Origin of the sequence: Methylocella silvestris BL2, from assembly GCF_000021745.1 — a bacterium.
Lineage (GTDB): Bacteria > Pseudomonadota > Alphaproteobacteria > Rhizobiales > Beijerinckiaceae > Methylocapsa > Methylocapsa silvestris.
In genome coordinates, this window is record NC_011666.1 from 3,529,410 (window position 1) to 3,548,717 (window position 19,308).

General features: G+C 64.4%; 19 protein-coding genes. 12 read left to right on the forward strand and 7 right to left on the reverse strand.

Annotated elements, in window-relative coordinates:
* The first annotated feature begins 12 nt into the window (after positions 1–12).
* The 3 genes from wrbA to MSIL_RS16385 all read left to right on the forward strand — a co-directional run bounded on the left by wrbA (position 13) and on the right by MSIL_RS16385 (position 1,499).
* Positions 13–612 (forward strand): NAD(P)H:quinone oxidoreductase, encoded by a 600-nt coding sequence (gene wrbA / locus MSIL_RS16375; protein ID WP_012592192.1) that lies wholly within the window; start codon positions 13–15, stop codon positions 610–612.
* 36 nt (positions 613–648) lie between these two features.
* Positions 649–1,050 carry a DoxX family protein gene (locus tag MSIL_RS16380; RefSeq protein ID WP_012592193.1) on the forward strand — a complete coding sequence of 134 codons (402 nt, stop codon included), beginning with the start codon at positions 649–651 and terminating at the stop codon, positions 1,048–1,050.
* Positions 1,051–1,181: 131 nt separating this feature from the next.
* Positions 1,182–1,499, forward strand: a complete 318-nt coding sequence (locus MSIL_RS16385; protein WP_012592194.1) for a DUF2853 family protein — start codon at positions 1,182–1,184, stop codon at positions 1,497–1,499.
* 78 nt (positions 1,500–1,577) lie between these two features.
* Here the strand turns inward: MSIL_RS16385 and MSIL_RS16390 are convergent, their stop codons facing one another.
* Positions 1,578–2,576 (reverse strand): DUF58 domain-containing protein, encoded by a 999-nt coding sequence (locus tag MSIL_RS16390; protein ID WP_187148669.1) that lies wholly within the window; start codon positions 2,574–2,576, stop codon positions 1,578–1,580.
* Positions 2,577–2,796: 220 nt separating this feature from the next.
* On the opposite strand from MSIL_RS16390, the gene MSIL_RS16395 reads away from it, so the two are divergent.
* The 4 genes from MSIL_RS16395 to ftsY all read left to right on the forward strand — a co-directional run bounded on the left by MSIL_RS16395 (position 2,797) and on the right by ftsY (position 8,076).
* Positions 2,797–4,323, forward strand: a complete 1,527-nt coding sequence (locus tag MSIL_RS16395) for an FAD-dependent oxidoreductase (protein WP_012592196.1) — start codon at positions 2,797–2,799, stop codon at positions 4,321–4,323.
* Between the two features lie 87 nt (positions 4,324–4,410).
* A complete protein-coding gene (locus MSIL_RS16400) occupies positions 4,411–5,223 on the forward strand; it encodes a CDP-diacylglycerol diphosphatase (protein WP_049768200.1) in 813 nt (270 codons plus the stop codon).
* Positions 5,224–5,324: 101 nt separating this feature from the next.
* Positions 5,325–6,521, forward strand: coding sequence for a DNA replication/repair protein RecF (gene recF / locus MSIL_RS16405; protein WP_012592198.1), 1,197 nt, complete (start codon positions 5,325–5,327; stop codon positions 6,519–6,521).
* A 103-nt stretch (positions 6,522–6,624) separates the two neighbouring features.
* A complete protein-coding gene (gene ftsY, locus MSIL_RS16410) occupies positions 6,625–8,076 on the forward strand; it encodes a signal recognition particle-docking protein FtsY (protein ID WP_012592199.1) in 1,452 nt (483 codons plus the stop codon).
* 3 nt (positions 8,077–8,079) lie between these two features.
* Here ftsY and miaA read toward each other — a convergent pair whose 3' ends face one another.
* Both miaA and ispH read right to left on the reverse strand, forming a co-directional pair.
* A complete protein-coding gene (miaA, locus tag MSIL_RS16415; protein WP_012592200.1) occupies positions 8,080–8,991 on the reverse strand; it encodes a tRNA (adenosine(37)-N6)-dimethylallyltransferase MiaA in 912 nt (303 codons plus the stop codon).
* Between the two features lie 31 nt (positions 8,992–9,022).
* Positions 9,023–9,982, reverse strand: a complete 960-nt coding sequence (ispH, locus tag MSIL_RS16420) for a 4-hydroxy-3-methylbut-2-enyl diphosphate reductase (protein ID WP_012592201.1) — start codon at positions 9,980–9,982, stop codon at positions 9,023–9,025.
* Between the two features lie 150 nt (positions 9,983–10,132).
* Between ispH and MSIL_RS16425 the strand changes: the two genes are divergently transcribed.
* Complete coding sequence (locus MSIL_RS16425) at positions 10,133–11,026, forward strand: alpha/beta fold hydrolase (RefSeq protein ID WP_012592202.1); 894 nt, start codon at positions 10,133–10,135, stop codon at positions 11,024–11,026.
* 130 nt (positions 11,027–11,156) lie between these two features.
* The gene (locus tag MSIL_RS20350; protein WP_012592203.1) at positions 11,157–12,497 is read left to right on the forward strand and encodes a S53 family peptidase; all 1,341 of its coding nucleotides are present in this window, start codon (positions 11,157–11,159) and stop codon (positions 12,495–12,497) included.
* Positions 12,498–12,600: 103 nt separating this feature from the next.
* Here the strand turns inward: MSIL_RS20350 and MSIL_RS16435 are convergent, their stop codons facing one another.
* The 3 genes from MSIL_RS16435 to MSIL_RS16445 all read right to left on the reverse strand — a co-directional run bounded on the left by MSIL_RS16435 (position 12,601) and on the right by MSIL_RS16445 (position 14,282).
* The gene (locus MSIL_RS16435) at positions 12,601–12,942 is read right to left on the reverse strand and encodes a hypothetical protein (protein WP_041368137.1); all 342 of its coding nucleotides are present in this window, start codon (positions 12,940–12,942) and stop codon (positions 12,601–12,603) included.
* Between the two features lie 61 nt (positions 12,943–13,003).
* The gene (locus MSIL_RS16440) at positions 13,004–13,378 is read right to left on the reverse strand and encodes a hypothetical protein (protein WP_012592205.1); all 375 of its coding nucleotides are present in this window, start codon (positions 13,376–13,378) and stop codon (positions 13,004–13,006) included.
* A gap of 475 nt (positions 13,379–13,853) precedes the next feature.
* Positions 13,854–14,282, reverse strand: a complete 429-nt coding sequence (locus MSIL_RS16445; protein ID WP_049768201.1) for a nucleoside deaminase — start codon at positions 14,280–14,282, stop codon at positions 13,854–13,856.
* A gap of 134 nt (positions 14,283–14,416) precedes the next feature.
* Between MSIL_RS16445 and cobF the strand changes: the two genes are divergently transcribed.
* Positions 14,417–15,175, forward strand: coding sequence for a precorrin-6A synthase (deacetylating) (cobF, locus tag MSIL_RS16450; RefSeq protein ID WP_012592207.1), 759 nt, complete (start codon positions 14,417–14,419; stop codon positions 15,173–15,175).
* 14 nt (positions 15,176–15,189) lie between these two features.
* Here the strand turns inward: cobF and MSIL_RS16455 are convergent, their stop codons facing one another.
* A complete protein-coding gene (locus MSIL_RS16455) occupies positions 15,190–16,338 on the reverse strand; it encodes a TDT family transporter (protein ID WP_012592208.1) in 1,149 nt (382 codons plus the stop codon).
* Between the two features lie 130 nt (positions 16,339–16,468).
* Between MSIL_RS16455 and MSIL_RS16460 the strand changes: the two genes are divergently transcribed.
* Complete coding sequence (locus tag MSIL_RS16460; protein WP_012592209.1) at positions 16,469–17,389, forward strand: LysR family transcriptional regulator; 921 nt, start codon at positions 16,469–16,471, stop codon at positions 17,387–17,389.
* Positions 17,390–17,448: 59 nt separating this feature from the next.
* Positions 17,449–19,299: a dihydroxy-acid dehydratase gene (gene ilvD, locus MSIL_RS16465; protein ID WP_012592210.1), complete on the forward strand. Its 1,851-nt coding sequence runs from the start codon at positions 17,449–17,451 to the stop codon at positions 19,297–19,299.
* The last annotated feature ends 9 nt before the right edge of the window (positions 19,300–19,308 follow it).

Sequence of the window (19,308 nt, forward strand, 5' to 3'; positions counted from 1 at the left end):
GAGGGGTAAGAGATGGCCAAAGTTCTTGTGCTTTACTATTCCGCCTACGGGCATATCGAAAAAATGGCGGAGGCGGTCGCGGAAGGCGCGCGCGAAGCCGGCGCCGAGGTCGACATCAAGCGCGTGCCGGAACTCGTGCCGCTCGAGATCGCGCAGAAATCGCATTTCAAGCTCGATCAGGCGGCTCCGGTCGCGACCATCGCCGATCTTGAGCATTATGATGCGATCATCGTCGGCACGGGGACGCGCTTTGGCCGGATGAGTTCGCAGATGGCGAATTTTCTTGATCAGGCCGGCGGTCTTTGGATGCGCGGCGCCCTCAACGGCAAGGTCGGCGCGGCCTTCACCTCGACGGCGACGCAGCATGGCGGCCAGGAAGTTACGCTGTTTTCAATCATCACCAATCTGCTGCATTTCGGACTTGTGATCGTTGGCCTCGACTACGGGTTTGCCGGGCAAGGGAGGCTCGACGAGATAACCGGCGGCTCGCCCTATGGCGCGACCACCATCGCGGCCAGCGACGGATCGCGCCAGCCGAGCGAGACCGAACTTGCCGGCGCGCGCTATCAGGGCCGCAGGGTCGCCGAGGTCGCTGGCAAACTCAAAGGCTGAGCGGGGACGCCCCTTTTCCAGGAGAGGTCGGGTTTCATGAGCAATTATCGAGATTATGCGGCGGCGCTCGGGCGCCTGCTGCTGGTCGCCCTCTTCCTCATCAGCGGCGCCGGCAAGGCGGCGGCGCCGGCCGCGACCAAGGCCTATATGGCGTCCGCAGGCATGCCCCTTATCGATCTTTTCTATATTGGCGCGATCGCCATGGAGCTTGGCGTCGGCTTGTTGTTTCTACTCGGCTATCAGACGCGGCTTGCCGCCCTCGCGCTTGCTTTCTACTCAGTCCTGACGGCGGTGATCTTTCACCATGATTTTGCGGATCCGGCGCAATGGCTGTCCTTCCTCAAGGATATTGCGATCGTCGGCGGCTTTCTGCAGGTCTTCGCTTTCGGCGGCGGCGTTTATAGTCTCGATTCGCGGCTGCCTATGCGCGCGCTGTAGCGGAGCTTGACGGCGCGCCGGTTCTGTGGGGAGCATTCGTCAAGCTTGAGCGGGCCGCCGAATCAGTTGGCTCGCGAAAGACCGGAGAGCGGCGCGCCGCTTTCCGTCCCCCGAAACGAGGACGCGCCGCCATGACGGATCATCTCGCAGACGTCAAGAAATATGCCGCCAAGCCGGTGGATGAGGCCGCTGTGGCTGGCCTCGAGAAAAACTACAGGCTCGTGTTGAGCAATGCCGACTCCCGCTATGTCGCTTGTTCCGATCCAGCCGAAGTCGAGCGGGTGCGGGAAAACTTCCTAAAGAAGAAGCTGGGGCTCACCGAGGGAGATCTCGACGGCGCGATCAAATCCGTCTGCGCCGCGATGAAAGACGACCGCACCAAGTCGCGGCTGACCTTCTATTATCTGCTGGCCGAGCATTTCGGTAAGCTCGAGACGTTCAAGGGCTAGAACTTTCGGGGCGGACGCTTCCCCGCTCCGCTTTCTCCGCTCCCAATCGACGTGCTGAAACGCCGGGGCGGAGCCGCGCTATTGGCGCACGCGCCAGACGTTCTCGTCCAGCAGGCGGCGCATTTGCAGCGAGGTGTCCTCGGCCGCCGATAAGGACAGCACCGGCACGCCAATCTCCCTTTCGATCGTCAACAGCCCCTGCGCCTGCGCGTCGGCATAGTCGAACAGCCGCCTGCGGATGCGGCCTTGGCCGAATTCGAGGTCGATCTGCACCTCGCCGCCGGTGACGATGATCTCGCCCGTTTTCGGCAGGTCCAACAGATAAGGATCATAGGCGCAGACGGCGACGACCTCATTGGCCTCGGCAAGCTTTTGCAGCGCGGCGCGCGTGTGTGCGCCATGGCCCTGAAAATCGCTGATGACGACGATGAGGCTGCCGCTCGCCTGCTCCAGCCGTTCGGATCGAAGCGCTTTTTCGAGCTGCGAAGGCGCGCGCGGCTGCGCCGGCCTGGCGCGAAGCTCGGCGTTTTGCCCCGCTATGGCCTTGATGATGGCCATCGCCGCGGAACTGCCGGTCGACGGCTCGACGGCTTCAATAATGGCGTCGTTGAAAACCACGCCTCCAATCGGCGCGCCGTCGTCGAGGGCGCGCCAGATGCAAAGTGCGGCGGCTTCCGCCGCTGCGACGGATTTCAGCGAACGGCGCGATCCGTAAAACATGCATTGGCGTTGGTCGACGACGATAAAAATCGGCCTCGGCGGCGTCTCGTCGTACGCGGTGACGTCCGCGGCCGAGCGCCCAAAGCGCCGCCGGTGGTCGGCCCCCGACAAATCGCCGGACATCAGCGGGCCGAAAACGCCGGACGTCGGCGGCAGATTGGAGCCGCGATGGCGCCGGCTCGACAGCACGCTCTGCGTGCGCTGGCGCGACAAGAAGCCAATGTCCCGCGCCGCCGCGTGCAACGCAACGAGATCGGCGACGGAAATGTAACGACCAAACCTTGAAGAGGAAGAGGTTTCACGAACGCGGCGCGGCCCAGACGAGCGGCCTATAGCGGCGTAGGAAACTGCCATCATTTATCCTTGATCGAGGGTTGGTCGCTGCAGAAAGGAGGCGGCCCAAACCGAAGTCAGGCGACGTCCGATGGCGTTTATTCAAAATAGAAGGCGCATTGATTTTGCGCAAGCATTTAAAACTTTAGAGGATTTCGCTTGTCGGCTCCCAGGTCGCCGGTCCTCGGCAACGCGCGGGCTCCCAAAGCGTTAACTCTTGCGCTTGTCGAGCGGGGGATTGGCTATGGCGACGAACGAAACCACAAAAGGCGACGGCGGACGGCTTGATTTCAACCATGGGGTGGACATAGAGGCCCTGCGGGACGGCCAATTGATAGAGGGCGAATATAGCGGAAAGACAATCCTCGTGCTGCGCCGCGGCGAAGATATCCGGGTCTTTCGTGGAACATGCACCCATCTTGGCGCGCCGCTCAGCGAAGGCTTGCTCTCCGGCGATCGCCTGCGTTGCCCCTGGCACCAAGCCTGTTTCGACATAAAAACCGGCGAGGCGACCGCCGCGCCCGCCTTTGCGGCCCTGAAGCGCTTTGACGTGCGCCGCGAGGGAGAAATGATCCATCTTGAAGCTCCGCAACCCGCCGCGCCTGTCCAAGAGAATGCTTCCGGGGTCTTCGTCATTATCGGCGGCGGCGCGGCCGGATTCGCAGCGGCTGATATGCTGTGCCGCCACAGCGCCGGGAGGGGCGTCACTCTGGTCTCCGAAGATCAGTCGCCGCCCTATGAACGCACTTTGCTCACCAAGGATTTTCTCGACGGCTCATGGGACGATCCGCGCATCAATCTTGGCGCGGAGCCGCTCGACCGGCGCGGCGTTACGCTGCAACTCGGCGCGAAGGTCGCGCGCGTCGACAGGGACCGCCATGTCGTCCGGCTCGACGATGGACGCGAGCTTTCCTACCAGAAGCTGCTGCTCGCGCCGGGGGCGGCGCCGCGCTGGCCGGATTTTCCCGGCGCGCGCCTGCCGCAGACGCATGTGCTGCGCACCCTCGCCGATTGCCAGGCGATCGTCGCCGCCGCCAAAGAGGCGCGCCGCGTCGTCATTCTCGGATCGAGCTTTATCGGCCTTGAGGCGGCGGCGAGCCTGCGCGCGCGCGGCCTTGAGGTCGATGTCGTCAGTCAGGATACGGCGCCGATGCAGCGCGTATTCGGACCCGAAATCTCGACGGCCATGGTCGCGACGCATCGAAAGAACGGCGTGCGCCTGCATCTTGGACGTCAAATCAAGAATTTCGACGGCGCGGCGGCGACGCTCGATGACGGCGCCAACCTTCCCGCCGATTTTCTTCTCATCGGCATCGGCGTCACGCCGCGGCTCGATCTCGCCGAAGAGGCAGGGCTTACCGTCGAAAAGGGCGTCGTCGTCGACCAGTTCCTGACGACGAGCGACCCCGACATCTTCGCCGCCGGCGATGTCGCGGCATGGCCCGATCCGCACAGCGGTCAGCGGCTGCGCGTCGAACATTGGAACGTTGCAGTGCGGCAGGGCCAAGTGGCGGCGCAAAACATGCTCGGCGGCGAAATCCCCTATCGCGACGTCCCGTTCTTCTGGACGCGGCAGTTCGATTTTTCGCCGCTCTATCTCGGCCATGCGACGGAATGGGACGAGATCAAAATCGACGGCGACATCGAGCGCCGCGACTGCGCCGTTCGCTATATTCGCGCCGGCCGCGTGATGGCCAGCGTGATGATCGGACGCGAGCGCGAATGCCTCGAAGAGCGGGAGCGGATGGAGCGCGCGCTTGCAGGAAGCTGATCTGCCGCGGCTGCAACCGCTCGCTTAAGCTTTACGAAAGGGTCGGCTCCGGTTTAGGGATTGCGGTCAAAGGATTGATCTCTACCCGTGCTCTCCGAACCGCCCAAAGCTTTCGTGGCCGTCGCCTCGAAGACGACCCGTTCTGACGCCCTTCGCGGGCGCATCAGGCTGCTCGCCTTTGGCGTTTGCGCGCTTTGGGTGCTGGCCGTCGGCGCCGTCGCCGCCGTCGACAGCAATGCGCTTTGGACCATCGTGCATGGCCCCTGCACCTTCAATGAGACGCATTTCAACAGCCCTGCGCCTTGCGCCAGGATCAATCTCAAGAACGGCGAGGCCGACGGCTGGGCGGTGCTGAAGGATATCGTCGGCCGCACGCAATTCCTGCTCATCCCGACGCGGCGCCTCTCGGGGATGGAGGATCCGCTGCTCGGCGGCGGCGAATTGCCGAATTACTGGATTCCAGCCTGGGCGACGCGCAAACTGGTCGCCGACAACGCCAAAAAAGAGCTGGCGCGCGACGATATCGCCATGGCGATCAACGGCGCCGGCGCGCGCAGTCAGGACCAGTTGCACATTCATGTCGATTGCGTCCGGTCCGACGTCCGCGACGAGCTTCGCAAACGCGCGCCGGAGATCGGGTCGGATTGGGCCGATTTCCGCATGTTCGGCCAGAACTACCGCGCGCGGCGAATGAAGGGGGAGGAGCCGCAGCCGGACCCGTTCCGCCTGCTCGCGGAGGACCCGCGCTCGCTGCCGCTGCGCGATAATTCGCTGGCCGTGATCGGCGCAAGCTTCGCCGACGGAGCCCCCGGCTTTATCGCGATCGCGCAACAGGCGCCGGGCGGCGCGACGCATCTTGAAGATCTGCAGGACCATTTCTGCAAGGTTGCGGCGCAATAGCTTCTTTCCCGGGAAAAGCGCAAAGTCGGGCGATTCCGCCGCGCCGGATTCTGCCCTAAACTGTTCCCGCGGCGAGAGCGCGCCTGACAAACTCTGGATCCATGCAGACTGAAGCCCTCGCAACCGAATCGTCGCCCGCGCCGCCGGCCAAACAGGCGCGGCGGGGCGTCCGGCGTCTGACGCTGGCCGATTTCCGCTCCTATGCCTCGCTCGACATGGAAATCCTGGCGCAGACGGTCGTGCTCACCGGCGACAATGGCGCCGGCAAGACGAATGTGCTCGAGGCCCTGTCGCTGCTGACCCCCGGCCGGGGTCTGCGGCGCGCCGAGCTTTCCGATTGCGCGCGGAATTTTGGCGGCGGAGGCTTCGCCGTCTCGATCGAAATCGACGCCGAGGGCGGACGGCTGCAGCTTGGGACCGGCGTCGAGCCGAACGGCGGAGCGGCGCTGGCGCGCAAATTTCGCATCGATCGCGAGCCGGCTCCTTCGATCCGGGCCTTTTGCGACCATATTCGCGTCGTCTGGCTGACGCCCGCCATGGATGGGCTTTTTGTCGGCTCTCCCGGCGACCGCCGGCGCTTCCTCGACAGGCTGGTGCTGTCGCTCGACGCGGATCATGGCGCGCGGGTCAATGCGCTGGAGCGCGCGCTGCGCAGCCGCAACCGGCTGCTTGAAGAGCGCGGCGCCGGCAATGAGCGGCTCTGGCTCGACGCGGTGGAGCGCGAGGTCGCCGAGCTTGCGATCGCCGTGGCTGCCGCGCGCTTCGAGACGGTCAGCAAGCTCGCAGCCCTGATCGCCCAGGCCGGCCCGGAGACGGAGGGCGGCTTTCCGCTCGCGGAGCTGAGCCTCGATGGCGATATCGATCGTCTGATCGAGACGCGGCCGGCGCTTGAGGCCGAGGACGAATATCGCAAAATCCTGCGCGACAACCGCGGCCGCGACGCCGCCGCGGGCCGCACGCTGATCGGCCCGCAATCGAGCGATCTTGCCGTTCGGCACGCGCGCAAACAGGCTGCGGCGTCGCACAGTTCGACCGGCGAGCAGAAAGCTCTGCTGGTCGGGCTGATTCTGGCGCAGGCGCGCCTCATCAAGGCGATGAGCGGGCTGGCGCCGCTGGTGCTCCTCGACGAGATCGCCGCCCATTTCGATCCGAAGCGCCGCGCGGCGCTCTATGAGCTGCTCGGCGCGCTTGGCGCTCAGGTCTGGCTGACCGGGGCGGACCCCAGCGCTTTCGCCGAGCTCGAAGGCAAGGCGCAAATGCTGCAGGTCACGCCCGGCGCGATCCGTGAGCTGCATTGAGATTTGGAAAAACGCCTGCGCGGCGCGGCGGCGCCCTATATAGGCTTGAGCCCCTTTTGAGAGCGGCGTCTGCGCGCCTCAGCGTCGGGAACGGGACGTTTTGATGGAACACGAGGACAAACGCGAGGGCGCGAGCGGCGCGAAGATCTCCAATCTTTTCAGCCGGGTTTTCGGCGGCCGGAAAGATGAATCGATCGTGGAGCCGGAGCCGGCCGCACCGCCGCAGCCGCCTTCCGGGCCGGAGGCGCCGGCGTCTCCGCCGGGCGTCGAGGCGGCGGCGGAAGATTTGGCGTCCATCGGGCCTGGCGGCGGCGAGCCTAAGCCGTCCCTCTCCGCCGCCGCGTCAAGCGCAGATTTATGGGCGCGGCTATCGGCCCCGACGCCGCCGCCTCGGCAAAGCCTAGCCCTCGAGCCGGCTCCCTCGGCGGCTGTGGACGAGCCGCAAGCGGGGCTCGCGGTCGACGCCCCGGAGCCCGCGGCGCCAAAATGGTGGGAGCGGCTGCTGCCTCCGCTTGGCGCCGAGGGCGCGGCCCCGCCTGTTGTCGAAACCGCGCCCGCGCCGCAGCAACCGGCCATTGCCGAACCGCCGGCCGATCTCGCGGCGCCGGAGTCCGCGCCGAAGGGCTGGTGGACGCGGCTGCGCCAGGGGCTTGCGCGCTCGTCCGATTCGATCGGCTCCGGGCTCAAGGCGATCTTCACCAAGCGCAAGCTTGATGCGGCGATGCTCGACGAACTCGAAGAGGTGCTGATCCGCGCCGATCTCGGCGTGGCGACCGCAACTCACATCGCCGGACTTGTCGGCAAGGGCCGCTATGACAAATCGATCGAGGTCGACGAGGTGAAGACGATCCTTGCCGAGGAGGTGGAGCGCGTTCTTGCGCCCTACGCCCGCCCGCTCGAAATCGATCCGGCGATAAAACCCTTTGTCATCCTCGTCGTCGGCGTCAACGGGTCGGGCAAGACGACGACCATCGGCAAGCTCGCCGCGCAATTCTCCCAGGAGGGGCGGAAAGTTCTGCTCGCGGCCGGAGACACGTTCCGCGCCGCGGCGATCGAGCAGCTGCGTCTCTGGGGGGATCGGCTGAATTGCGCGGTGATCGCCGGCAATCAGGGGTCGGACGCCTCGGCGCTCGCCTTCGACGCCATCCGCGCCGCGCGCGAGAGCGGCGCCGACATTCTCATCATGGACACCGCCGGACGCTTGCAAAATCGCGCCGAACTCATGGCCGAGCTTGAGAAAATCGTGCGGGTCATGAAAAAGGTCGAGCCGGCCGCCCCGCACGCTGTTCTTCTCGTGCTCGACGCGACGGTCGGGCAGAACGCCGTGAGCCAGACCGAAATTTTCAGCAAGGTGGCGGGGGTGACCGGCCTGGTGATGACCAAGCTCGACGGGACCGCTCGTGGCGGCATCCTTGTGGCGCTGGCCGAGAAATTCCAACTGCCGATCCATTATGTCGGCGTCGGCGAGACGGCGGCCGACCTCGCGCCCTTCGCCGCCAGGGATTTCGCCAGGGCCATCGCCGGTCTCGACGAAACGGACGCGCCAAGACATTGATCGTCAGGCGAGCGCCAGCGCCTCGGCCTCGCGCGGTTCGGCCCAGACAAAACCCGGCAGCTGATGCCGGGCGAAGGTGAATTGGCGGCGCGCATAGGCCCGCGTGTCGCGCTTGCCGAGGCGGATCGCCTCATCTTGCGGGATCTTTCCCTCAAGATGGGCGATGAGATGCGGAACGCCATGCGCGCGCATCAGCGGCAGCGCCGGATCGAGGCCGCGGCGGCGCAGCGCCTCGACTTCCGCCCACGCGCCGGAGGCGAGCATCGCCTCAAAGCGTTCGTCGATGCGGAGATTCAGCGCGGCGCGCTCCGGACTGAGGAAGATCGCTCGCGTCGCGGCGGGATCGAGCACGGGCGGCCCGCGCCGGCTCTGAAATGAAGCAAGGCTGCGTCCTGTGGCTTCCAGCACTTCGAGCGCGCGCAAAAGCCGCTGCGGATCGCTTGGCCGCAGCCGCGCCGCCATCAACGGATCGCGCGCGGAAAGTTCGGCATGAAGCTCCGTGGCGGCGACGCCCTCGGTCCGCGCCCGCAGCTTCGCGCGGATGTCGTCCGGCACGGCCGGAATGTCGGACAGGCCTTGCGTCAGCGCCTTGAAATAAAGTCCGGTGCCGCCGACGAAAATCGGCAGGGCGCCCGCCTGGCGCGCCTCTTCGAGGATATTTCGCGCCGCCTCCAGCCACAGGCCGACCGAGAAGTTGACGGCGCCGTCGATCGCGCCGAACAGGCGATGAGGCGCGCGCAGCTCTTCCTCTGCGCTCGGGCGGGCGCTGAGGATGCGCAGGTCGCGGTAGACCTGCATGGAATCCGCATTAATGAGAATGCCGCCAAGTTTTTCGGCGAGGCGCAGCGCCAGCGCGGATTTGCCGCTCGCCGTCGGGCCGGCGATGAGAAGGGCCGTGAATTTTGCAGCGGCCATTTAGATCAGGCCGAATCGGGCCCCGTAAGCTCTATACGGTCGCCCGGCGTAATTCGCGCGGCAGCGGGAAGAAGACGCCCTCATTGGCGGTCGAAACCTCCTCGACATGCAGATCGAAGCGCTCGGCGAAAGCGTCCATGATCTCCTCGACCAGGATTTCCGGCGCCGAGGCGCCCGCCGTGATCGCCAGAGAGGAGATGTTCGCGAACAACTCCCACTCGACGTCTTCGGCGCGCAGCACGAGGCGGGCGAGCTTGCAGCCCGAGCGTTCGGCGACTTCCTTCAGCCGCTGCGAATTCGAGGAATTGGACGAGCCGACGACGATCAGCGCGTCGACGATCGGGGCGACCTGCTTCACCGCTTCCTGACGGTTGGTGGTGGCGTAGCAAATATCCTCGCGATGCGGCCCGACGATGTCGGGGAAACGCCGGGTCAGCGCCTCGACCATGCTGCGGGTGTCGTCGACCGAAAGCGTCGTCTGCGTCACATAGGAAAGATTATGCTCGTCCTCGACCTGCAGCGAGGCGATGTCCTCGATCGTCTGGACCAGAAGGATCGATCCCGCCGGCAATTGGCCGATTGTGCCGACGACTTCCGGGTGGCCGGCGTGGCCGACGAGAAGAACCTGCCGGCCCCTCTTGTGGTGCAGTTCGGCCTCGCGATGCACTTTGGTCACCAGCGGGCAGGTGGCGTCGATTGCAAAAATATTGCGCGTCGCCGCTTCGACCGGAATCGATTTCGGCACGCCATGGGCCGAGAAGATAACGGGCTGAGAGGTGTCTGGCACTTCGTCGAGCTCTTCGACGAAGACGGCGCCTTTGGACTTGAGCGTCTCGACCACATATTTATTGTGCACGATCTCATGGCGCACATAAACGGGGGCGCCATAGATGCGCAGCGCCTCCTCGACGGCGTCGATGGCGCGGACCACGCCGGCGCAAAAACCGCGCGGCGCGCAGAGGAGGACGTTCAGCTTCGGCTTGACTGTCATGCGGTTCCCGCCTTGAGCACAAGGTGAGGTTTAGGCGCCCGCGCAATTGCGTGTCAAGCGCGGGGCGGCCTCGGGCATTGAGCCCCGGCTTGTCACCGGGGCCCATCCGTGCTTGCAAATAATGGGTTTTGCGGCGCGAAAGGATGGTCAATGTCGGATCTTGCGGATCTTTTTCCTGGCTTCGCCACCCATTGGATCGATATTGAATCCGGTCGCTTTTTCGTGCGCGCACATGGGGAAGGGCCGCCGCTTCTGCTGCTGCACGGCTATCCGCAGACCCATGTCGAATGGCACAAGGTCGCGCCGGCGCTGGCGGAGCGCTTCACGGTCGTGCTGATGGACATGCGCGGCTATGGCTGGTCGAGCGCGCCGGCGAGCAAGAAGGGCGCGCTCTATACCAAGCGCCTCATGGCGCAGGACGCCATCGCGGTGATGGAGCAACTCGGTCATATCCGCTTCAGCCTTGTCGGCCATGACCGCGGCGCGCGGGTCGGCTACAGGCTCGCGCTCGATCATCCCGAACGTCTCGAAAAACTCGCTCTGATCGACATCATCCCGACCGCGGCGCGCTGGGCGAGCCTCAACGCCGAGGAGGCGATGAAGGGCTATCACTGGCTGTTTCTGGCGCAGCCGGAGCCTTTGCCTGAAACCTTGATCGGCGGCGCTGCGATCTATTTTCTCGATCACACGCTCGCCAGCTGGACCCTCGCTAAAAACCTGTCCGCCTTCGATCCGCGCGCGCTGGCGCATTACCGCGCCGCCCTCAACGAGCCCTCGCGTATTCACGCCACCTGCGAGGATTATCGCGCCGGCGCGACGATCGATCGCGCCGACGATGAGGCGGATCAAGCCGCCGGCAAGAAAATTACGACGCCGCTCTGCGTGCTGTGGGGCGGGCGCGGCTTGGGCGGCGGCGACGCCTCGACCCTCGACATCTGGCGGCAATGGGGGACAAATGTCACGGGTCAGGCGATTCACGGCGGCCACTTCCTGCCGGAGGAGAATCCCCAGACGGTGCTGGAGGCGCTGCTGGCGTTTCTGTAAGAGCCAAGCGGTCTCCCGTCGCCGCGCCTTTCGTCTGCGCTAGAAATCCATTTTGCCTTCGAAAACCACAGCGTCAGCCTTGGTGTCGCCAACAAATTGATTTTATTGGCTCCCGAACAGGAGGAAGCCAATGAAGAGGGCGACAATAGCATCCGTTGCGGCGTTCGCCGTCGCGCTTTCTTATGGGGCGCAGGCCTTGGCGCAAGAGGTCGAGGCGCCAGCCACAGGGCGCTTCATTCATGCGCCGAAAGCGTCAGTGACGACCCCTTCCTCGAGCGTCGCCAAACCCGCCGATGCAGGCAAGGCGGCGCATACGAATACAAAATTCATAGGCCCGAATGGTCTTGCTCCGCCGAACGCGGCCGGGCCGCGATCCGGGGCTGCGCCGGCCGGAAGCCCGCCTTACGCGGACTATGGGTATGAAACGCCTGCTTCGCTCGCCTGTCTCTACGGGCTGGTCGCCGCTTCCCCCGGATGCAATCCGAACGTCGCCTCCGCCGTGCCGACCGCCAAGGGCTCCAAGGCGATAGCTTTGGTGGACGCCTATGATTACCCGACCGCCCTCAGCGATCTGCAAACCTTCAGCGTTCAGTTTGGCCTTCCCTTGCCCAATCTGATCGTGAAATACGCTACGGCGGGAGGCGCGTGCAACGGACCAAAGCCGGCGAATGATCCGGGATGGGAGGGCGAGGAAGCGCTCGACGTTCAAATGGCGCACGCCATGGCGCCGCAGGCGACCCTTTATCTCGTCGAGGCGCAAGACAACTCCAACGCCAATTTGGCGGGGGCGATCGTTTGCGCCAACAGCCTGCTTCAGGCGAGCGGGGGCGGTGAAGTCTCGATGAGCTGGGGCGGAAGCGAAGTCTCAACCTACGAAAGCGCCTTCAGCGCAAACAACGTCGTCTATTTCGCGTCGAGCGGCGACGCCCCGGGGCCAAGCTGGCCATCGACCTCGCCGAATGTCGTGTCGGTTGGCGGAACGAGCATCGCCCGCGACCCGCAAACCTATAAATTCCTGCATTATGCAAGCTGGAGCGAGGCGGGCGGCGGCGCGAGCTTGATTTTTCCGCGCCCGGCCTACCAAAGCGGCCCCGGAATAGCGGGAACCGCCCGGCTGACGCCTGACATCTCGGCTGTCGCCAACCCCGCCACCGGCGTGTGGGTCTATGACAGCAATCCCTCTTTCGGCGCAGGCTGGTATGTGTTCGGCGGCACCAGCGTCGCTGCGCCGCTGGTGGCGGCGATCACCAACGCGCATAATAATTTCCGCGCCAACACGGCGACCGAGCTGACCGCGATCTACAAGGCGAAAAAGGCGAGCGCCAAAGCCTTCGCGACGGCCACCATCGGCTATTGCGGCCCTTATGCGGCGTCTCAACCTACCGCGAAGTGGAACATCTGCCTCGGGGTCGGGACGATCAAGGGAACGGGAACCGCAAATGTCCTGCCGGTGGTGGATGCGGAGCAATAGCCTTTCCTGAGCCGCTCGCATTGTGGGAGAGGGGGCGAGCCGTTTGCCGTCGCCAATCTCGCTCCTCTCGCCCCCAACGGGTCAGGTCTTCTTTCCGGATGCCTCACAGTTTCTTCAGCACCTGCTTGCAGCTCTTGAGGAAGTGGGCCGGCAGGCCCGTCCCCCTGTTGAGATTGACGATGCAGCTATTGCCTACTTTGGCCACAGGATAGCGCACATCCGCGCCCGCCTCGACTCGATAGCCTTGCGGTTGATTCTCGCAAAAGAAAGACTTTAGCGGTTTGAAAGGGTTGCATGATTTGTCGGAGGTTGTCTCGCGATCGATGGTCGCGGGGCAATTGCCATTGAAGTCGACGTCGAATTTTCCGTTCGGAACAAACACATGGATCCGGCCTTCGCAGGTTCCATCATGCGCCCTGGCCATCGGAGCCGTGAGAGCGCTCATTAGAACGAGCGCAACTGGCGCTATACGGCTGGCAAACATGACGATGGCCCTCACTCACAAATCAGCGGCGCGCGGCCGGGGGGTTATGGCAGTCGTCGAGTTCATCGACTCCAACGTAGCCTCGCGCGGATTCTTCACATAGGCGGCTCGTTGCCGAATAGATGTAAAAGAACGTTTGCAACGGCAGCTGCACCACATGCTGGTGACAAACCACGCCGGCATTGTCGCCGCTGCAGACCCTGCCGCCGCTGACCTTTGTCGCAAGCGCAAGGCAGTTCTGCGGATTGCCGCCCTCCGGCGCATAGGTGGGGGGCGGATCGGTTTTTGTCGGGGGATCGCCGCGACAGACGCCGGTTGTGGAGAGAGCATGTGTGGCGACAGGAGCCAGCGTGCTGAGGGCGCATAAGACGGCGATGGGGATTTGATAGACGCGCATGATCGTCTCCCTGTGAAGGAGCGAAGGGCTCTGATCAGCTGTGTCTTATATTCCGGCGCCTGTGGGGCGACGCCATATTCCGCGGAAACGATGCGCTTTTGGCGGCGTTGCTGTCCGCAAACTGCCTCCCGCGGACCCTTGAGGAGCGCGTCGCTGACCTTTATTGGGGGCGCTTAATACTACAAATATAAGAAACTGTCAAGGTATTTTGAAAGTAACGCCTCGTCGCGACTTCATCTCAACTCGGCATCCTTGCAGGATAGAATAAAGGGGACTCAGCGGTTATTTTCGGCTTGGCTTCGCGCGGCTCATCGCATTTTATGTCTTATTGGACGGTCGCGTCGCGCAGCGCGCAGAGAGTTGCTCCTGTTCGCCGCCTCAAGCAGGCTGTTGTCGAACAAATTGTCCAAGATCAGGATGGGCGGCAAATGCGCCGTCTCGGCGTCTACATTCCCCTGAACGGCGGGGGCGCCCCCTACCGCCTCTCCGCGAAAAACCGCCGCAGCAAGTCAGCCGACTGGCTCGCGCGCAATCCCTCATAGACCTCCGGCGCGTGGTGGCAGGTGGGTTGCGCGAAAAAGCGCGGGCCGTGCTCGACCGCCCCGCCTTTCGGATCGAGGGCGGCGAAATAAAGCCGGCGCACGCGCGCGAAAGAGATCGCCGCCGCGCACATGGCGCAGGGCTCCAGCGTCACGTAAAGATCGCAGCCCGCGAGCCGCTGCGAGCCGAGCGCCCTGGCCGCCGCGCGGATTGTTAGCATTTCGGCATGCGCGGTTGGGTCGTCGTCGGCGAGGGTCCGATTGCCCGCGCGCGCCAGAATGGCGCCGTCCCGGACGATGACCGCGCCGACGGGCACTTCTCCTCGCGCGAAGGCGGCCTCGGCCTCTTCAAAGGCGGCGGACATGGGATCGGTCAATTCTAGACTCCGCAGCGGCGCGTTTTGAAAATCATCGCGCGCCCATGTAACCGTTCTGCCGGCCTTCGATCCAGCCACGACCTCTCGCGCCGACGATCGCCCAACCCTTTAAGGACGCGGTTTTGCGGAAAATTCTCATTATTGGCGTCGGCGCGGGGGATCCGGCGCAGATCACGATCCAGGCGATCGAGGCGCTGAATCGCGCCGATGTCTTCTTTATTCCGGACAAGGGCGCGGAAAAATCCGGCCTGCGCCAGCAGCGGCTGAAAATTTGCGACCGCTATCTGAAATCTGCGGCGCATCGCTTCGTCGAATATAAAACGCCATCGCGCGCCAAGACGCCGGACTACAAAGCCGACGTCGCCGCTTGGCACGAGGCGATCGCCGCGACCTTCGAGGCGCTTTTTGCGCGCGAACTCACGGAGGACCAGTGCGGCGCCTTTCTCGTCTGGGGCGATCCGGCGCTTTATGATTCGACCTTGCGCATCGTCGAGACCCTGCACGCGCGAGGCGCCGTGACGTTCGACTATGAAATCATTCCGGGGATCAGCAGCGTGCAGGCTCTGGCGGCGCAGCACAAAATCGCGCTGAACCGCATTGGCGAGCCGGTGCATATCACCACGGGCCGCAAGCTCCGCGAAAACGTCCCCGAAAACGCCGATAGCGTCGTCGTGATGCTCGATGGCGAAGAATCCTTCGCCGCGCTCGACGACGAGGATCTCGAGATTTTTTGGGGCGCCAACATCGGCTGTCCGGAACAGGCGCTCGCGTCGGGCCGGCTTGGCGACGTCAAGGACCGCATCAAGGAGCTGCGAGCAAAAGTGCGCGCCGCCGCCGGCTGGGTCATGGACGTCTATCTGCTGCGTAAACCGATGCGTTGACTGGCTCATCGGATTTACGCGGCCGCGCGCTCACCGGGCAAGGCGGCAAGGCAGGGCGAGACGAACAGATAGCCGCGCCAGGCGCCGATGATCGTGCGCGAGACGACAAGCAGCCAGAGCCCGGCAAGGCAGAGCACAAGCGCCCCGCCAAACGCCGAGAGAGCCTCAAGATGCGTGGCCTTGCCGAGCGCCAGCGTCGCGAGGGCATAGACGCCGAGCGGAAATGTAAATCCCCACCAGCCCATATTGAACGGAATGCCGCGGCGCAGATAAAAACCGGTCTTCATCAGCGCGAGCGTCAGCCACCAAAGTCCGTAGCCCCAAAACATCGCGCCGCCCAAAATCCCGAAGCCGAAAGCGACGTCGCCGACGCCGGCAAGACCCGCTCCGGCGAAAGCGCGCGGCGCGTCGGCGCCGAGGAGCAAGAGGCCAAGCGCCCCGGTGCCGATCGGCCCAAGCGCCAGAAAGCCCGTCGCGGCCATTTCGCGCTCCGGCAGCTTGTGCAGGATCAGCCGCATCAACAAAAGCACGAGAAAGCTTAAGGCGAGCGGCACGGAGAAGGCCCAAAGCGCATAGCCAGCCATGACGATGGCGAAACCCTCCTGTCCGCCGACGAGCGGGGCGAGCTGCGCGCCGCTCGCCGCGGCGACTTCGGCCGCAACGACCGGAAGCAGCCAGACCGCCGTCATGGTCTCCATGCTGTGCTGCTGGCGCGTAAACATCAGGAACGGGACGAGCAGGCCGCAGCCCATCGAGAGGGCGACGTCGACGAGCCAGAGTCCTTGGGCGGCGGCGATAGCCCGCTCGCCCCAGAGCGGAACGCCAAAAACCATGATCCCATTGACGATGGTCGCAAGGCCCATGGGAATCGTTCCAAGGAACATCGAGGCGACCGGATGCGCAAAGATGCGCCGCGCCTCGTGAAAAAAGAAAATCCAGCGCACGCCGTAAAGAAGGCTGAACGCGAGAAAGAGCGCGATATTCAGGAAAAACAGCGTGACGGCGACGGCGTGAGCGCCGGGAACCGGCCAGGGAAGCTGGTTCAGCGCGAGCGCGAGGACGCCAGTGCCCATGGTCGCCGCAAACCAGTTCGGCGTGAACTGGCGAATGCGCTGTTCAAGCGGGAAAGTCCCGCGGCGTAATGTGTAAAGGCCCACGCCCATCACCTTGCTCCTCATCTCTGTTCGAGAGCTTTGTACTCTGGCGCAATCGTTCACGAAAATTGATTGTAGTTGTGATAATGATCGATTTTTATGATTAATTGCCCTGGGCAGATCACGGGACAAATCGGTCATGACGCTGGAACAGCTTCGCATCTTTGTCGCGGTCGCAGAGCGCCAGCATGTGACGCAGGCCGCCCGCGCTCTCAATCTGACGCAATCGGCGGCAAGCAGCGCGATCGCGGCGCTCGAGGGGCGCTATGGAACGCAGCTGTTCGATCGGGTCGGGCGACGGATCGAACTCACGCAAGCGGGGCGGCTTTTTCTGGGCGAAGCGCGGACGGTGCTCTCTTGTGCGGAGACGGCCGAGCGGGCGCTTGCCGACATCGCCGGATTGCGGCGCGGCGCGCTGTCGGTGAAAGCCAGCCAGACGATCGCCAATTATTGGCTGCCGCGCCATCTCGCCGCCTTTCAGCGCGACTATCCGCAGGTCTTGCTCAAACTGTCGATCGGCAACAGCGCCGAAGTCGCCGCGGCGGTCGAAGACGGGACGGCCGATATCGGCTTCGTCGAAGGCATGGTCGAGAGCCGACGCATCATCCTTTCTCCGGTGGCCCGGGACCAGATGATTCTGATCGTGCCGCCGCAGCATGAATGGATGGCGCGCAAGGCGCTCGGGCGCGAGGATCTCGCCGGGGCCCGCTGGGTGATGCGCGAACTGGGCTCCGGCACGCGCTCCGCTTTCGAGGCGTCGCTGGCGAGGCTCGGCGTCGAGCCGGCAGCGCTCAATGTCGTCGTGGAGATGCCCTCAAACGAGTCAGTGCGCGCCGCCGTCGAGGCCGGCTTCGGCGTCAGCGCTCTATCCGCCTCCGTCGCCGCCCCAAGCCTTGAAGCCGGCCTCCTGTGCGAGGCGCCTTTGCGCCTCAGCGACCGCCCCTTTTACGAGGTCGCAAGCCGCGAGCGGCGGCGCAGCCGGGCGGCCGACGCGCTGTTGGGAGTCATTGCAAATGCCGCGACCCCGGCCCAAATGAACTCTTTGCCTCGAAAAAGATGACGATCGCCCCGAGCCTCTCTATAAGCTCGAATCCTTCCAAATCGCATCGGACGCCGCCAATGCCTCCCTATCGCTCTCGCACCACGACGCATGGACGCAATATGGCCGGCGCGCGCGGACTTTGGCGCGCCACCGGCATGAAAGACGGCGATTTCGGCAAGCCGATCATCGCCGTCGCCAATTCCTTCACGCAATTCGTGCCGGGCCACGTCCATCTGAAGGACCTTGGCCAGCTGGTCGCGCGCGAGATCGAGGCGGCGGGCGGAGTCGCTAAGGAATTCAACACCATTGCGGTCGACGACGGCATCGCCATGGGTCATGACGGCATGCTCTATAGCCTGCCCTCGCGCGAGATCATCGCCGACTCGGTCGAATATATGGTCAACGCCCATTGCGCCGACGCGATCGTCTGCATCTCGAATTGTGACAAGATCACGCCCGGCATGCTGATGGCCTCGCTCCGTCTGAACATCCCGGTCGTGTTCGTTTCCGGCGGCCCGATGGAGGCCGGCAAAGTGTTGCTCGGCGGCAAGACGAAGGCGCTCGATCTCGTCGACGCCATGGTCGCCGCCGCCGACGACAAAGTGTCTGAAGCCGATGTCGCGGCGATCGAGCGCTCGGCCTGCCCGACCTGCGGCTCGTGCTCGGGCATGTTCACCGCCAATTCGATGAATTGCCTCACCGAGGCGCTCGGTCTTGCGCTGCCGGGAAATGGCTCGATGCTGGCGACGCATGGCGATCGCAAGCGCCTCTTCGTCGAGGCCGGTCATCTCATCGTCGACCTTGCCAGGCGCTATTACGAGCAGGACGATTCGTCGGTGCTGCCGCGCTCGATCGCGAGCTTTGCCGCTTTCGAGAATGCGATGACGCTCGACATCTCGATGGGCGGCTCGACCAATACCGTCCTGCATCTTCTCGCCGCCGCGCATGAAGGCGAGATCGACTTTACCATGGCCGACATCGACCGACTGTCGCGGCGCGTTCCCGTCCTTTGCAAGGTCGCGCCCGCGGTCGCCGACGTGCATGTCGAGGATGTGCATCGCGCCGGCGGCGTCATGGCGATCCTCGGCGAACTCGAACGCGCCGGGCTGATCCATGGCGATCTGCCTGTGGTGCACGCGCCGAGCCTTAAGGAGGCGCTGGAACGCTGGGATCTCCGGCGCACGTCCAGCGAATCCGTCACTGAATTTTTCCGCGCCGCGCCGGGCGGCGTGCCGACCCAGGTCGCATTCAGCCAGAACGCGCGCTGGAAAGAGACCGATGTCGACCGCGCAGGCGGCGTCATCCGCGACGTCGAACACGCCTTTTCCAAGGATGGCGGCCTCGCCGTGCTCTATGGCAATCTTGCCGAGGATGGCGCAATCGTGAAGACGGCCGGCGTGGACGCGTCCATCCTCGTCTTTTCCGGCCCCGCGCGCGTGTTCGAGAGTCAGGACGCCGCCGTCGAGGCGATTCTCGCCAATCAGATCAAGCCGGGCGACGTCCTGGTGATCCGTTATGAAGGGCCGCGCGGCGGACCCGGCATGCAGGAAATGCTCTATCCGACCAGCTATCTGAAATCGAAAGGCCTTGGCAAAGCCTGCGCCCTGATCACCGACGGGCGGTTTTCCGGCGGCACTTCAGGTCTCTCGATCGGCCATGTGTCGCCGGAAGCGGCGGAAGGCGGTTTGATCGGCCTCGTCGAGGAGGGCGATTCGATCCAGATCGACATCCCGAACCGGCGCCTGCATCTCGACATTTCCGATGAGGCGCTCGCCCATCGCCGCACCGCCATGGCGGAAAAGGGCAAGGGCGCATGGAAGCCGGCGCATCGGACGCGAAAAGTCTCGACCGCGCTCAGGGCCTACGCGGCGATGGCGACCAGCGCCGCGCGGGGCGCCGTGCGCGACGTCGATCAGCTGTTTCACTAAGTCCGAGAG